Origin of the sequence: Cupriavidus sp. D39 (assembly GCF_026627925.1) — a bacterium.
In the GTDB taxonomy this organism is placed as follows: Bacteria; Pseudomonadota; Gammaproteobacteria; order Burkholderiales; family Burkholderiaceae; genus Cupriavidus; species Cupriavidus ulmosensis.
In genome coordinates this window covers 4,152,695-4,168,161 of record NZ_JAPNLE010000009.1, presented here as the reverse complement: position 1 = coordinate 4,168,161, position 15,467 = coordinate 4,152,695, and the positions used below count along the sequence as shown (strand labels likewise).

General features: G+C 67.3%; 12 protein-coding genes and 1 pseudogene. 9 read left to right on the top strand and 4 right to left on the bottom strand.

The features are described from left to right. Positions 1-48: 48 nt before the first annotated feature. Complete coding sequence (locus tag OMK73_RS31475) at positions 49-627, bottom strand: YqaA family protein (RefSeq protein ID WP_267605472.1); 579 nt, start codon at positions 625-627, stop codon at positions 49-51. Between the two features lie 428 nt (positions 628-1,055). Here OMK73_RS31475 and OMK73_RS31470 point away from each other — a divergent pair, with 428 nt between their 5' ends. The 8 genes from OMK73_RS31470 (at position 1,056) to OMK73_RS31435 (ending at position 9,377) form a co-directional block, all read left to right on the top strand. Further along, on the top strand, positions 1,056-1,538 hold the full coding sequence (locus OMK73_RS31470) for a (2Fe-2S)-binding protein (RefSeq protein ID WP_267605471.1): 483 nt from the start codon (positions 1,056-1,058) through the stop codon (positions 1,536-1,538). 10 nt (positions 1,539-1,548) lie between these two features. Then, entirely contained in the window at positions 1,549-3,930 is a 2,382-nt protein-coding gene (locus OMK73_RS31465; protein ID WP_267605470.1) for a xanthine dehydrogenase family protein molybdopterin-binding subunit, read from the top strand. Between the two features lie 15 nt (positions 3,931-3,945). Continuing rightward, positions 3,946-4,746 (top strand): FAD binding domain-containing protein, encoded by an 801-nt coding sequence (locus tag OMK73_RS31460; protein ID WP_267605469.1) that lies wholly within the window; start codon positions 3,946-3,948, stop codon positions 4,744-4,746. Between the two features lie 226 nt (positions 4,747-4,972). Beyond that, positions 4,973-5,869 carry an AAA family ATPase gene (locus tag OMK73_RS31455; protein WP_267605468.1) on the top strand — a complete coding sequence of 299 codons (897 nt, stop codon included), beginning with the start codon at positions 4,973-4,975 and terminating at the stop codon, positions 5,867-5,869. Between the two features lie 3 nt (positions 5,870-5,872). After that, positions 5,873-7,135: a vWA domain-containing protein gene (locus OMK73_RS31450; RefSeq protein ID WP_267605467.1), complete on the top strand. Its 1,263-nt coding sequence runs from the start codon at positions 5,873-5,875 to the stop codon at positions 7,133-7,135. A gap of 33 nt (positions 7,136-7,168) precedes the next feature. Beyond that, positions 7,169-7,750 (top strand): CoxG family protein, encoded by a 582-nt coding sequence (locus tag OMK73_RS31445; RefSeq protein ID WP_267605466.1) that lies wholly within the window; start codon positions 7,169-7,171, stop codon positions 7,748-7,750. After that, the gene (locus OMK73_RS31440; RefSeq protein WP_267605465.1) at positions 7,723-8,751 is read left to right on the top strand and encodes an XdhC family protein; all 1,029 of its coding nucleotides are present in this window, start codon (positions 7,723-7,725) and stop codon (positions 8,749-8,751) included. Before OMK73_RS31445 ends, OMK73_RS31440 begins: the two co-directional genes overlap by 28 nt. A 32-nt stretch (positions 8,752-8,783) precedes the next feature. Then, positions 8,784-9,377, top strand: coding sequence for a nucleotidyltransferase family protein (locus OMK73_RS31435; protein ID WP_420715685.1), 594 nt, complete (start codon positions 8,784-8,786; stop codon positions 9,375-9,377). A gap of 250 nt (positions 9,378-9,627) precedes the next feature. On the opposite strand, the pseudogene OMK73_RS31430 reads toward OMK73_RS31435, so the two are convergent. From OMK73_RS31430 to otsB, 3 genes and pseudogenes are all read right to left on the bottom strand, one after another. Continuing rightward, a pseudogene (locus OMK73_RS31430) lies at positions 9,628-11,011 on the bottom strand (alpha,alpha-trehalose-phosphate synthase (UDP-forming)); the annotation flags it as partial. A 34-nt stretch (positions 11,012-11,045) separates the two neighbouring features. Further along, on the bottom strand, positions 11,046-12,860 hold the full coding sequence (locus OMK73_RS31425; protein WP_267606582.1) for a glycoside hydrolase family 15 protein: 1,815 nt from the start codon (positions 12,858-12,860) through the stop codon (positions 11,046-11,048). Between the two features lie 36 nt (positions 12,861-12,896). Further along, positions 12,897-13,682, bottom strand: coding sequence for a trehalose-phosphatase (otsB, locus tag OMK73_RS31420; RefSeq protein WP_267605463.1), 786 nt, complete (start codon positions 13,680-13,682; stop codon positions 12,897-12,899). A gap of 243 nt (positions 13,683-13,925) precedes the next feature. Between otsB and ilvA the strand changes: the two genes are divergently transcribed. Further along, positions 13,926-15,452, top strand: a complete 1,527-nt coding sequence (gene ilvA / locus OMK73_RS31415; protein ID WP_267605462.1) for a threonine ammonia-lyase, biosynthetic — start codon at positions 13,926-13,928, stop codon at positions 15,450-15,452. Positions 15,453-15,467 lie beyond the last annotated feature (15 nt).

The following is a 15,467-nucleotide window of genomic DNA, read 5'->3' as shown; positions in this document are numbered from 1 at the left end:
GCTTGGACAAGGGTTGCCTTACCCCTGCCGTGGCGCCGGAGACGCAGGCTAGAACAGGCTTTTGAGGCTGGCAGCGATGCCGTGCCAGAAACTATCCGGGACCCAGAGCAGGGCTATCGTCATCGCAAGGTAGCGCAGAAACTTGCCAATCGCCATGTAAACCAGGCTCGGCCAGAACGGCAGCCGGAGCCAGCCCGCCAAAGTGCACAAAGGATCACCAACTCCCGGTAACCACGAGACCAGCAGGGTCGGCGGCCCCAGTCGGCGCATCCAGCGGAAATAACGCGCGTCCAGCGCCGGCTTGCGCGGCTGGCGGGGATGGCGGCGGTGCTGGGCATGCTCCTCCTCGTGCGCGCGCTGCTGGCGCCGCTTGCGGAACCGCACCAGCGCCAGCTTGGCCGCGTAGCCCAGCCACCAGTCGATGGCGCCGCCCGCGGTATTGCCGAGCGTGGCGACGATGATGGCTGGCCAGAACAGATGCGGATTGAGCTTGATATACCCGAATACCGCTGGCTCGGAGCCCAGGGGCAACAAGGTGGCGGACACCAGGCTGACCACGAAGATAGCCGGCAGGCCCACCTTGGGCAGGGCAACGGTTTCGAACAGCCAGTCGATGAAGCCTTCCATAGAGAGAGTTGGTGCCGGTGCGGTATGAATGCGGTATGAATGCGGTATGAATGCGGGCGGTGTGAATGCGGTGCGGCCACACTGCGGCAATCGGATGGCGGGCCATTCTAGCAGCGCCCTCTTGCGCGCCCGCACCCGACGCCGGCTGCGCCCTCTGGCCACGTCAGGTGGCGCAGGGGCAACCCGCATGGCATGCACCGGAGATTTGTGATTAACTGTTAGAGCCTGCCGCAGCCGAACGTTCACGGCGCGGCATTGTTCGGCGATACCCGGCGATACCCGGCAATAAATACCCGGCAGCACCGCAGTACCAACATCACGAAATAGCCGTACCCAACAAACGGCAGTAACGCGTCGTGGCCAGTCCCGCGCAGCTTTTCGGGATTCAGGGATTGGTCGTGCACGTGTCCACCCACATGGAGACAAGCATGGCGATTCCTATCCGCCTGACCGTCAACGGCCGCGCCGTCGACGCGCAGGTAGAACCCCACACCCTTCTCGTCCAGTTCCTGCGCGAACAACTCCGCCTGACTGGTACCCATGTCGGCTGCGACACCGCCCAGTGCGGGGCTTGCACCGTGCACATGGACGGCCGCGCGGTCAAGTCGTGCAACATGCTGGCGTTGCAGGCGGATGGCGCCAGCATCACCACCATCGAAGGGATCGCCCCGGAGGGCCAGCTCCACCCCATGCAGGAAGCCTTCCGCAACTGCCACGGCCTGCAGTGCGGCTTCTGCACGCCCGGCATGGTGATGAGCGCCATCGCGCTGGTCAGGCAGCAGCCCAATGCCGACGCCACCGCCATCCGCGAGCAGCTCGAGGGCAACCTGTGCCGCTGTACCGGCTATCACAACATCGTGCGCGCGGTGCAGGAAGGCCAGTCCGCGATGCATGGCGTCAGCGCTGAATAAGGGGACCGCCATGAATGCACCAGACAACCAACACCTGATCGGCGCCTCGGTCAAGCGCAAGGAAGACTACCGCTTCCTCACCGGCAACGGCCAGTACACGGACGACATCGTGCTGCCGCAGCAAAGCTACGGCTACTTCCTGCGCTCGCCGCACGCGCACGCCCGCATCGTCTCCATCGACAAGACCGAAGCGCTGGCCTCGCCCGGCGTGGTCGCCATCTTCACCGGCGAGGATGTTGCCGCCGACAAGGTCGGCGGCCTGCCCTGCGGCTGGCTGATCCACAGCATTGACGGCAGCCCGATGAAGGAGCCGCCGCACCCGGTGCTGGCGCAGGGCAAGGCCCGCCACGTGGGCGACCAGGTCGCGCTGGTGGTGGCCGAAACGCTGCAGCAAGCCAAGGACGCCGCCGAGAAGATCGACGTGCAATACGACGAACTGCCCGCCGTGGTGAATACCGCGCAGGCCGCCACCGCCAGCTCGCTGGTACATGACGACGTGCCCGAGAACACCAGCTATGTCTGGGGCCACGGCGACCGCGCCGCCACCGACGCCGCCTTTGCCAAGGCCGCCCACGTGACCACGCTGGAGATCATCAACAACCGGCTGATCCCCAACGCCATCGAGCCGCGCGCCGTCAATGCCAGCTACACCCGGCAGGACGACAGCTACACCGTCTATGTGTCGAACCAGAACCCGCACGTGGAACGCCTGCTGATGGGCGCCTTCGTGCTCGGCCTGCCGGAGTCGCGCCTGCGCATCATCGCACCGGACGTGGGCGGCGGCTTCGGCTCCAAGATCTTCCTGTACGCGGAAGACGTGGCGCTGACCTGGGCCTCGAAGAAGATCAAGCGCCCGATCAAGTGGACCGCCGAGCGCTCGGAGTCCTTCCTGACCGATGCGCACGGCCGCGACCACGTCACCAAGGCCGAGCTGGCGATGGACGCCGACGGCAAGTTCCTGGCCATGCGGGTGCACACCACCGCCAACATGGGCGCGTACCTGTCGACCTTTGCGTCCAGCGTGCCGACCATCCTGTACGCCACGCTGCTGGCCGGGCAGTACACCACGCCGGCGATCTATGCCGAGGTGCGCGCCGTGTTCACCAACACCGCGCCGGTGGACGCTTACCGCGGCGCGGGGCGCCCGGAGGCCACCTATGTGGTGGAGCGGCTGGTGGAAACCGCGGCGCGCGAGATGAAGATGGACCCGGCGGAAATCCGCCGCAAGAACTTTATCCACGACTTCCCGTACGCCACCCCGGTCGGCCTGACCTATGACACCGGCGACTACGAGCCGTGCCTGGCACGCGCGCAAGAGCTCGCGGATGTCAAAGGCTTCCCCGCGCGGCGCGATGAAGCCAAGCAGCGTGGCAAGCTGCGCGGCCTGGGCTACTCCTGCTACATCGAGGCATGCGGGCTGGCGCCGTCGAATATCGCCGGCGCGCTGGGCGCGCGCGCGGGGCTGTTCGAGGTGGGCGAGATCCGTGTCCACCCGACCGGCACCGTGACCGTCTTCACCGGCTCGCACAGCCACGGCCAGGGGCATGAAACCACCTTTGCGCAGATCGTGGCGGACCGGCTCGGCATTGCGCTGGATGCCGTGGAAGTGGTGCACGGTGACACCGGCCGCGTGCCGTTCGGCATGGGCACCTATGGCTCGCGCTCGCTGTCGGTAGGCGGCTCGGCCATCATGAAGGCGCTCGACAAGATCGAAGCCAAGGCCAAGAAGATCGCAGCCCACTTGCTGGAGGCCTCGGACGCCGACATCGAGTTCAAGAACGGCACGTTCAGCGTGGCCGGCACCGACCGCAGCAAGACCTTTGGCGAAGTGGCGCTCACCGCCTACGTGCCGCACAACTACCCGCTCGACAAGCTGGAACCGGGCCTGAACGAAAACGCCTTCTACGACCCGACCAACTTCACCTATCCATCGGGCGCCTACATCTGCGAGGTGGAGGTCGATCCTGACACCGGCGAGAGCAAGGTGATCAAGTTCACCGCGGTGGACGATTTCGGCAACATCATCAACCCGATGATCGTCGAAGGCCAGGTGCACGGCGGCATCGGCCAGGGCCTCGGCCAGGCCATGCTGGAGCAGTGCGTGTACGACAATGACAGCGGCCAGTTGCTGACCGGCTCCTACATGGACTACGCCATGGCGCGCGCCGGCGACCTGCCGGACTTCACGGTGGAAACCGCCAAGGGCACGCCCTGCACGCACAACCCGCTGGGCGTGAAAGGCTGCGGCGAGGCCGGCGCGATCGGCTCGCCGCCTGCGTTCATCAACGCGCTGGTGGATGCGCTCTCGCCGCTTGGCGTGCACGACATCCAGATGCCCGCCACGCCGCATCGCGTGTGGCAGGCCATCCGCCAGGCGCAGGCCCCTAACTGAGATTGGAGGCACACCATGTACGCATTCCATTTCGAACGCGCCGCCGATGCCAAGTCGGCGGTGGCCAAGCTCAAGGCGGACAGCGACGCCAAGTTCCTCGGCGGCGGACAGAGCCTGCTGGCCGCGATGAAGCTGCGCCTCGCCGCGCCGTCCGCGCTGATCGACGTATCCCGCATTCCCGGCATGGAGGATATCCGTGTCGAGAACGACGAGCTGGTGATCGGCGGGGCGGCACGCCATGCCGACGTGGCGGCCAACGCCGACGTGCGCAAGCGCATCCCCGCGCTGGCCGCGCTGGCCGACGGCATCGGCGACCGGCAGGTACGCGCGATGGGCACGCTGGGCGGCTCGCTCGCCAACGACGATCCGGCCGCCTGCTACCCGGCGGCGGTGCTCGCGCTCAACGCCACCGTGGTCACCGACCGCCGCAATATCGCCGCCGATAGCTTCTTCAAGAGTCTCTACGAAACCGCGCTGGAACCCGATGAGCTGATCACCGCCGTGCGCTTTCCCACGCCGGACAAGGCCGCCTACATCAAGTTTCGCAACCCGGCATCGCGCTTCGCGCTGGTGGGCGTGATGGTGGCGCAGTTCGGCAAGGTCGTGCGGGTGGCGGTCACCGGCGCGGCCGACAGCGTGTTCCGCAGCGCACCGCTGGAGCAGGCGCTGGCGGCCAGCTTCACGCCGGCGGCAGCGCGCGCGGTGGTGGTCGATGCAAGCAAGCTGAACACCGACCTGCATGCCTCGGCCGAGTACCGCGCGCACCTGATCCCGGTGCTGGCGGCACGCGCGGTGGAGCAGGCGTTGAAGGGCTAGCGCCAAGCCATCCAGTCCAAGCCCGCCCCCTCATCCCCCGGCATTGGCCGCAGCCCACAGGATGCGCCAACGCTGTCTGGAATGACGACGGCTGTCGCTCCTTCTCCCCTCATGGGGAGAGGGTTGGGGAGAGGGGCGGTTTGGCCAGGAGCCGCAATCAGCGAAGCCAATGGTTTTTTTACCTGCGCCCACCCTATCCGCACATAGCACCATCCGGCCATCCTTCATGCTCCCCCAGTCCATCGACCAGACCGCCGCCCTGCTGGAGGCGCAGCAGTATTTCGCCGATCGCGAAACCGCCACCGTGCTCTACCTGGCGCTGCGCATGCAGCGGCCGCTCTTCCTCGAAGGCGAGCCCGGCGTGGGCAAGACCGCGCTGGCGCGGGCCATGGCCGACGCGCTCGGCACGCGCTTGCTGCGCCTGCAATGCTACGAGGGGCTCGATGCCTCCAGCGCGCTGTACGAATGGGACTACCCGCGCCAGATCATGGCGCTGCGCCTGGCGGAGGCGCGCGGCGAGCGCCCCGACACGCAATCGCTGTACCACGACGATTTCCTGCTCAAGCGCCCGCTGCTGGAATCCCTGCTGCCGGACCCTGCCGCGCCCGGCATTCCACGCGTGCTGCTGATCGACGAGATCGACCGCGCCGACGAGCCCTTCGAAGCCTTCCTGCTGGAGGTGCTGTCCGAGTTCCAGGTATCGATCCCCGAGATCGGCGTGATCCGGGCCGAACAACCACCGCTCATCATCGTCACCTCCAACCGGACCCGCGAGGTGCATGACGCGCTCAAGCGCCGCTGCCTGTACCAGTGGATGGGCTATCCGCAACGCGAGCGCGAACTGCAGATCGTGGCCGCGCGCGCGCCCGAGGCCGCCGCCGCGCTGCAGCACCAGGCCATCGACTTTATCCACCGGCTGCGCGGCATTGACCTGTTCAAGTCCCCCGGCATCGCCGAGGCCATCGACTGGTGCCGCGCGCTGGCCGCGCTGGGCGTCAGCGAGCTGGATCCGCAATCGGTGCGCGACACGCTGGGTGTGCTGCTCAAGTACCAGGACGACCTGGCCCGGGTAGATGGCCCCACCGTGGCCGAGCTGCTCGCCAGCCGGGCGCCGGGAGCCTGAGCCATGCCCCGGCTCCATCCGGACGCCCCGCTGGCCGCCGCGCCACCCGCCGGCACGCTGCCCATGCTGGCGCGCAACGTCACGCACTTCGTGCGGCTGCTGCGCGATGCCGGCTTCGCGCTGTCGCCCGCACATGCTGTGGATACGCTGCTGGCGCTGCAATACGTGGACATCGGCAGGCGCGACGAGGTACGCGCGGCCATGGCAGCCCTGATGGTCAACGGGCCCGACCAGCGCATGTTGTTCGACGCCGCCTTCGACCTGTTCTGGCGCGACCCGGACTGGGAGGGCAAGCTGCGCGCCCTGCTGCTGCCGCGCGTGGACTCCGGCGCGCCGCCGCCGCCGCGCAACAACCGGCTGGCCGACGCGCTCGCCGCCCAACGCCCTCCCGGGTCCGGCCGACGTGGCGAGGACCACATCGAGCGCTTCACCGCGCCGCTCACCTTCTCCGCGCAGGAGCGCCTGGCGCAACGCGACTTTGAAACCCTCGGCGCGGAAGAATGGCGGGCGCTGCAGCACATGATCCGCGCCCGCCACGCGCGCCTGGCCACGGAGCGCACGCGCCGCCTGCGCGCCGCCGCCAGCGGGCCGTATGCCGACCTGCGCGCCAGCGCCCGGCTGGCGGTGCGCCAGCAAGGCGAATGGCTGCGCTGGAAATACCGCCGCCGCGCCGAGCGCCGCCCGCCCCTGGTGCTGCTGCTCGACATCTCCGGCTCGATGAGCCAGTACTCGCGCGCGGTGCTGTACTTCTGCCATGCGTTGATGCAATCGCGCGAGCGGCTGTCCGTGTTCCTGTTCGGCACCCGGCTGACCAACATCACCCGCTGGCTGCGCGAGCGCGACCCGGACGAAGCCGTTGGCGCCATCACCGGGCAGGTGCGCGACTGGGCCGGCGGCACCCGCATCGGCACCGCGCTGGCCACGTTCAACCGCCAATGGGCGCGCCGCACGCTGTCCGGTCGCGCCACCGTGCTGCTGGTCACCGATGGGCTCGACCATGAAGACATCGACCTGCTGGGCAGCGAAATGGCTCGCTTGCGCCGCTTCGCCCATCGCATCGTCTGGCTCAACCCGCTGCTGCGCTATGCCGGCTTCGTGCCGCAGGCGCGTGGCGTGCAAGCCATCCTGCCGCACGTGGACGCCCTGCGCTCGGCCCATAACCTGGACAGCCTGTTCGCGCTCGAATCCCTGCTGGCCGCGCGCGAGCCGCTGGCCATGCCCGTCTTCCCATCGCCCGCATCCCCGAAAAGGCACCTCGGCGCGTAGGGACATCAAGAACCCCAAGGAGACTGCCCCACCATGGAAATGACACAGACGCGGCAACTGCCGATAGCGCAGCAAACCGCCTGGGAAGCCCTGAACGACACGGAGCTGCTCAAGCAATGCATCCCAGGATGTGAGAGCATCGAGCCTGACGGCGACAACGCCTACCTGGTGGCGCTGACTGCCGCGGTAGGCCCGGTCAAGGCGCGCTTCAAGGGACGCATGGCCTTGCAGGACATCCAGGCGCCCGACAGCTACACCATCCAGTTCGACGGACAAGGCGGGGTCGCCGGTTTCGGCAAGGGCACCGCGGCTGTCACCCTGGCGCCCGAAGGCGACGCGACGGTGCTGACCTATACGGTCAACGCCCAGGTTGGCGGCAAGATCGCGCAGATCGGCTCGCGCCTGGTCGACGCCGCCGCGCGCAAGATGGCCGATACGTTCTTCGACCGCTTCACGGCGGCGGTGAGCGGGTCCGGCGCGCAGGGTGACGAGCCAGGCACCGATGACAATGTCGCCAAGGACGGAGCGGCGGCCGGCGAAGGCAGCGCGCCCGATGAACAAAACGGTGAAACAAAGCGGAAACGATCATGGACAGCGTGGATCTCGAAGTCCTGAAGAGCAGTGTGCGGTGGCTGGCAGAAGGCCATCGCACGCTATTGGTGACGGTAGTCAGAACCTGGGGCTCCTCGCCCCGGCCGGAAGGCGCCATGCTGGCCGTGCGCGACGACGGCCTGGTGGTCGGCTCGGTCTCGGGCGGCTGCATCGAGGATGACATCATCGACCGGGTACGGCGCGAAGGCATTGCCGGCGCGCGCCCCGAGGCCGTCAAGTACGGCATCAGCGCCGAGGAGGCACACCGCTTCGGCCTGCCCTGCGGCGGCACCATCGAACTGGTGACCGAGCCGCTCAGCGCCGACAGCCGCCTGGACGAACTGCTGGCCGCCGTGGAAAACGGCAAGCTGGTAGCCCGCACGCTCGACATGGCGAGCGGCCGCGCCACCCTCGGCCCGGCCGAGGCCACCGACGGCCTCGCCTTCGACGGCGCCACCCTGCTCACCATCCACGGGCCACGCTATCGCATGCTGGTGATCGGCGCGGGGCAGCTATCGAAGTACCTGTCGCAGATCGCTGTTGGCCTGGGCTTCCAGGTCACCGTGTGCGACCCGCGAGAGGAATACACCGAGACCTGGGACATCCCCGGCGTCAACATGGTGCGCACCATGCCGGACGACACCGTGACCGACATGAAGCTCGACGAGCGCTGCGCGGTGATCGCCGTCACCCACGACCCCAAGCTCGACGACCTGGCGCTGATGGAAGCCCTGCGCACGCGCGCCTTCTATGTCGGCGCGCTCGGCTCGCGCCGCAACAACCAGGCGCGCCGCGAGCGGCTCAAGGAATTCGATCTCAACGACCTGCAGCTCGCGCGGCTGCATGGCCCGGTCGGCATCTATATCGGCAGCCGCACCCCACCCGAGATCGCCATCTCGATCCTGGCCGAAGTCATCGCCGCCAAGAACCACGTCTCGCTGCCCGACATCCTGCAGGTAGAAGGCGCCAAGGCCGCGCGCGAGCTGGCCGCCAACGAAGGCAGCAGCTGCAGCACCTCCCCGTGACCAGCCCGCTGACGGGTCCCATCAACGGCGCCATCAACGGCGCCACCAACGGCGCCGAGCCCCCCACCGGCATCCTGCTGGCAGCAGGCTACGGCCGCCGCTTCGATCCCGCCGGCCAGCGCAACAAGCTGCTGGCCACACTGCCCGACGGCCGCACCGTAGCCGGCCGCAGCGCCAGGACGCTGGTCTCGGTGCTGCCCGGCACGCTCGCCGTCATCCGTCCGGGCAATCCCGCGCTGGCCGCCGAATTGCGAGCGGCAGGCTGCAAAGTCCTTGAAACCCCTGCTGCGCAGGCCGGCATGGGCGCCGCGCTGGCAGCGGCTGTGGCCGCCACGCCAGACGCAAGCGGCTGGGTGGTGGCACTCGCCGACATGCCTTGGCTGCCGGCGGAACTGGTGCAAGCGGTAGCGTTGACGATCACGACGCGTGACGCAATTGCCGCGCCGTGGCGGGACGGACGCCGCGGGCACCCGGTTGGATTCGGCTCCGCCTGGCGAGACGCGCTGCTGAAGCTCGATGGCGATGAAGGCGCCCGGGAGTTGCTGAAGACGCAGCCCGTGATGCGGATTCTGACGGAAGACGAGGGCGCGTTCAGGGACGTGGATACCCCCGGAGATCTGGGCTAGCCGTGGGTTAGCCGTGGGTTAGCCGTGGGTTAGCCGTGATTCCCGCCCGTCAGGCGGGAATCACCCATGCGCGATGCGAAGCGAGCCGTAAAGGTTTACCTAGGCCGTATGGCGCGCCTTTTTTGCCTACTTTTTTGGCAAGACAAAAAAGTAGGTCGCCGCCCCGCAGGGGTGGTGAAACTGCAGTTGACTTTGACGTTAAGCAGTTGCAGTTGCAGTTGCAGTTGCAGCTAACCCCCCTCCCCCTACCCCCATCCGTCTCCGCCAAAGTCCTCAAATACTCCCGCCTCCACCAATGCACATCCTGCGCCCGGATCCGCTCCAACAGCTTCTGATGCCGAGACTGCCGCTCAGCCAAAGGCATATGCAAAGCCTGCTGAATCGCCTGCGCAGTAGCATTGATATCGTAAGGATTCACCAACAGCGCCTCCCGCAACTGCTCAGCAGCGCCAGCAAACCGCGATAGCACCAAGACCCCAGGATCATCCGGATCCTGGGCAGCCACAAACTCCTTGGCAACCAGGTTCATCCCATCGCGGAGCGGCGTAACCAGCGCCACGCGGCACGCCCGGCACAGCCCGGGCAAGCGGCGCCGCGCCGTGGTGCGATGGATGTAGCGGACCGGCATCCAGTCCAGCTCGCCATACTCGCCATTGATCGCCCCGGACAACCCTTCCAGCTCGCGCCGCAGATCCGCATAGGCATCCACCGTTTCGCGCGATGGCGCGGCAATCTGGATCAGCGTGGCGCTGCGGCGGTTCTCGGGATACTGCGCCATCAGCGTCCTGACCGCCTTGAGCCGCTGCGGCAGCCCCTTGGAGTAGTCGAGCCGGTCGATGCCAAGCAGCAGACGGCGGGTCGAATACTGGCCGCGCATCATCTCGTACGTCTCGCGCGATTCCTCGCACTGGCCCAGCGCGGCAAATTCGTCGACGTCGATGCCGATCGGGAACGCTTGCGCGCGCACGGTGCGGTGGAAGGCGCGGAAGCGATACTCGCCCATGGGCTCGGCCTGCGCTTCGCTTTGCACGTAGCGCGAAAAATGCTCGAGGTCGAGCTGGCTCTGGAAGCCGACCAGGTCATAGGCGAACAGCGCCCGCATCAGCCATTCGTGCTGCGGGATGGCGGCAAGGATCAGCGGCGGGGGCAGCGGGATATGCAGGAAAAACCCATGCGCTGGCCACAGCCCATGGCGCGCAATTCCGAAGCAAGCGGGATCAGGTGGTAGTCGTGGATCCAGATCACATCATCCGGGCGCAGCAGCGGCGCGAGCTTGCGCGCAAAGAGCTGGTTGACGCGGCGATAGATGTTGAGATAGCCGGAGTCGAAATCCGCCAGGTCGATGCGATAGTGGAACACCGGCCACAGCACGCCGTTGCTGTAGCCCTGGTAGTACGCGTCGTGGTCCTCGCGGCACAGGTCGACCGTGGCCAGCGTGACATTGCCGGCTTGCTGGATATGCAGCTCCCCTCGCCCGGCGTGCCGCCCTGCGCGGCTTCCACGATCTTGCCGCTCCAGCCAAACCACATGCCGCCGGTAGCCTTGAGCGCTTCGCCCAGTGCCACGGCGAGGCCGCCCGCGGCGACGTTGCGCGGATCGGCGACGCGGTTGGATACCGCTACTAGTCTGCCCATACATTCCTTTGCGCTAGCCTTGCCTCGCGCGCCTTCAAATCACGGAATCCCACGGCGCGGACAGGCGCACGGCGCCGTTGATCAGGCCCACCATCGAGTAGGTCTGCGGAAAATTGCCCCACATCTCGCCGGTCACGGGGTGCGTATCCTCGGACAGCAGCCCGAGCGGGTTGCGCGCCGCCAGCATGGCCTCGAAGATCTCGCGCGCTTCCTGGGCGCGCCCGACGCGGGCCAGCGCGTCGATGCGCCAGAAGGTGCAGATATTGAATGCCGTCTCGGGCTTGCCGAAATCGTCTGGCGCCTCGTAGCGGCGCATGTACGGCCCGTCGCACAACGAGGCTTCCATCGCCTTGAGCGTGGACATGAAGCGCTCGTCGCGCGGCGCGATAAAGCCGACTTCGGCCATCAGCAGCACGCTGGCATCGAGCTCGCGCCCACCAAAGCTCTCGGCGAACGCCTGGCGCTCCTCGCTCCAGGACTCGCGCACGATGCGCTCCTTCATGACGTCGGCATGCTGGCGCCAGTAGGCCGCGCGATCGGGCAGGCGCAGCGCATCGCCGATCTTGGCGAGGCGGTCGCAGGCGGCCCAGCTCATCAGCGCGGACGAGGTATGCACCCGGGCGCGGGTACGCAGCTCCCACATGCCCGCATCGGGCGTGCCGAACACGCGTACCGCCTGCTCGCCCACGGTTTCCAGCACGTGGTACTCGGCCGCCCCGCCCCGGTGCAACAGGCGATGGTCGTGGAAAGCCTGGGCCGCGCCCAGCACCACGTTGCCGTAGACATCATGCTGGAAGTGCTCCTGCGCCTGGTTGCCCACGCGCACCGGGCCCATGCCGCGGTAGCCCGACAAGTGATCGAGCACGCTCTCCGGCAATTCGAGCTCAAGCCCGATGCCGTACAACGGCTGGATATGGCCGTTCTTGGATTGCATCACCACGTTGGACAACCAGCGCAGGTAGTCCTCCATGGTGCCGACCTCGGCCAAGCTGTTGAGCGCGCGGATCACGAAAAACGCGTCGCGCAGCCAGCAGAAGCGGTAATCCCAGTTGCGCCCGCTGCCGGGCGCCTCGGGAATGCTGGTGGTCATGGCCGCGACGATGGCGCCCGTCTCTTCATAGAGCGAGAGCTTGAGCGTGATGGCGGCGCGGATCACCGCATCCTGCCACTCGCGCGGGACCGCGAGGCGGCGGCTCCACATCTTCCAGTAAGCGGTGGTCTCCTGCTCGAAGTCGCGCGCGGTTTCCTCCACGCCACCCTGCAGGGTTTCGTCGGGCCCGAGGATGAAGTTGAGGTCGCGCGTGAGCAGGAAAGGCGTGCGCGACAGCACATAGGTGAGCGGCGCGTCGGTGGTCATGCGCAGCGTGGTGCCGTCGCCGATATAGCGCACGTGGCTGCTGCCGCGCGTGATCTCGGGCTTGATGCGCCCCCAGTCGAAACGCGGCGCCACCGTCACGCGCACCCGCGGCGCGCCCTGTATCGGCCGGATGCGGCGGATCAGCGAGGTGGGGCGGAAGTAACGCCCGAGGCGGAAAAAACGCGGCGCGAAATCGGTGATCTCAAGGGAGTTGCCATGCTGGTCGGTCAGTCGGGTCCGCAGCACGGCCGTATTGGGCTCGTACCATTGGTGCGCTTCCTGGAAGTCCTCGATCTCGATGGCAAAGTGGCCAGCGTTCTCGCCCGGATCGAGCAAGGCATTGAAGACCGGGTCGCCGTCAAAGCGCGGCAGGCAGCACCACACAATGCGGCCGCGCCCGTCGACCAGCGCGGAGATCGCGCAGTTGCCGATCATGCCCAGCGATAGCGAAGGGTCGGCGTAGCGGCCGGCACCTCCGGCACGCGCCGGAATACCCTCGGTGGATGGGTTGCTCACAGCGAATCCCCCTCAAGACGTCGTTGTGGATGTAGCTCCGGAAATCTGCGCGCCCTGCGTGGCGGCCATGACTTCGAGCGCCTTGGCGGAGCGATGCAGCCAGCAGCGCAGCGCGGCCGGGCCGGGCACGCTGACGGTGGCGGCGCTGGGCCGCTCGCCAACCAGCACGCCGACGCCGCCGAGGCGCCGCACCACGGCAAAGCCAGCCTCGTCGGTAATATCGTCGCCGGCAAACAGCGGCGTGCGCCGCGCAAATGGCGGGCCGCGCATAAAGGTATCGATGGCGCCGCCCTTGTCGATGCCCGCCGGCTTGAGCTCCACCACCATCTTGCCGTGCAGGACCTCGATGCCGGGCACGCCGCTCGCCAGCTCGGCCGCGAAGTTGCGCACCATGCCTTCAAGATGGGGAACGGCGCGGTAGTGCACCGCAACCGCGACCGACTTGCGCTCGAGCTGCAAGCCCGGATGCGCGCCGACCAGCAATTCGAGCGGCGGGAGCAGCAAGGGCACGCCCGGGTCGGGCTGGCGCAGCCGGTGGCCGCCCGCGTCGCGCAGCTCCGCGCCGTGCACGCCGGCGCACGGCAGTTGCAGCGGTTGCAGGAAATGATCCAGCTCGGCGATCGGCCGGCCGGAAACCAGGGCTACCGCGCCACCCAGATACAAATGCAGGGCGCGCAGCGTCCCCACCAGTTCCGGTTCGACCTGCACGAGGTCAGGACGCGGCGCAAGGTCGGCCAGCGTACCGTCGAAATCCAGGAACAGCGCGGTGTTCGGTTCGATAAGAGGTAGGGGAGGCATTGCGCTACACCGTATCACGAGTGTTCCGGCAGCGTCCACCGGGCTTCGTCCTACAAGGTGCGCAAGCGCCCCTTCGGCGCGCCACGACGGTGCCTGCGCCGCGGCGGTGCGCAGCGCGCGCCAGCGCCTGAAGGTGCACTTGCCTGCCCTTCGCAGCCGCTTGCGCAGGGGTGCAGTCATCGACGCACCCCGCCATCCTTTATCATTAGCGGTTTCCGCCAATCCCCGCCCCGGCTGTCCACGATGACCCGCAAACCCGATTACCTGAGAAAGATCCTGACCGCCAAGGTGTACGACGTGGCCCAGGAGACCGATCTCACCTACGCAAACCTGCTCTCCGCGCGCACCGGCAACAAGGTGTGGTTCAAGCGCGAGGACACCCAGCCGGTGTTCTCGTTCAAGCTGCGCGGCGCGTACAACAAGATGGCCTCGCTGTCGCCGGAGGAGCTCAAGCGTGGCGTGATCGCCGCCTCGGCCGGCAATCATGCGCAGGGCGTGGCGCTATCGGCTGCGCGGCTCAAGTGCAAGGCGCTGATCGCGATGCCGGTCACCACCCCGCAGGTGAAGATCGACGCGGTGCGAGAGCGCGGCGGCGAGTGGGTGGAAATCGTGCTGCACGGCGACTCGTACAGCGACGCCTACAACCACGCCGCGGAGCTGGAGAAAAAGCACAAGCTGACCTTCATCCACCCCTTCGACGATCCCGAAGTCATCGCCGGCCAGGGCACCATCGCCATGGAAATCCTGCGCCAGCACCCGGGACCGCTGCACGCGGTGTTCGTGGCGATCGGCGGTGGCGGCCTGATCTCCGGCATTGCGTCCTATATCAAGGCCGTGCGCCCGGAGATCAAGGTGATTGGCGTGCAGACCGTGGACTCCGACGCGATGAAGCGCTCGGTGGACGCGGGCAAGCGCGTGGAACTCAAGGAAGTGGGCCTGTTCTCGGACGGCACCGCCGTGAAGCTGGTCGGCAAGGAAACCTTTCGCATCACGCGCGAGCTGGTCGACGAGATCATCCTGGTGGACACCGACGCCATCTGCGCCGGCGTCAAGGACGTGTTCCAGGACACCCGCAGCATCCTGGAGCCGGCAGGCGCCATGGCCGTGGCCGGCCTGAAGCTCTACGCCGAGCGCGAGAAGCTCAAGGGCCAGCACCTGGTAGCCATTGCCTGCGGCGCCAACATGAACTTCGACCGCCTGCGCTTTGTCGCCGAGCGCGCCGAGGTGGGCGAGGCGCGCGAAGCGATCTTCGCGGTCAGCATCCCCGAGGAACGCGGCAGCTTCAAGCGCTTCTGCGAGCAGCTCGGCACGCGCAACGTGACCGAGTTCAACTACCGCATCGCCGACAACAGCATGGCGCACATCTTCGTGGGCGTGCAGATCGCGAGCCGCGCGGATAACGAGAAGATCGCCGCCGGTTTCCGCCGGCACGGCTTCGATACGCTGGACCTGTCCAACGATGAGCTGGCCAAGCAGCATATCCGCTACATGGTCGGCGGCCATTCGGCGCTGGCGCATGATGAGCTGCTGTACCGCTTCGAGTTCCCGGAGCGTCCGGGCGCGCTGATGCGCTTCCTGTCGAGCATGAGCCCGAACTGGAATATCAGCCTGTTCCACTACCGCAACCAGGGTGGCGACACCTCCAACATCCTGGTTGGCATCCAGGTGCCCAAGAACGAGAAGCGCGCCTTCCGCGCCTTCCTCGCCACGCTGGGCTATGTACACTGGGAAGAGACCGAGAACCCCGTGTACAAGCTGTTCTTGTCCTGATCATCCGAGGCAACC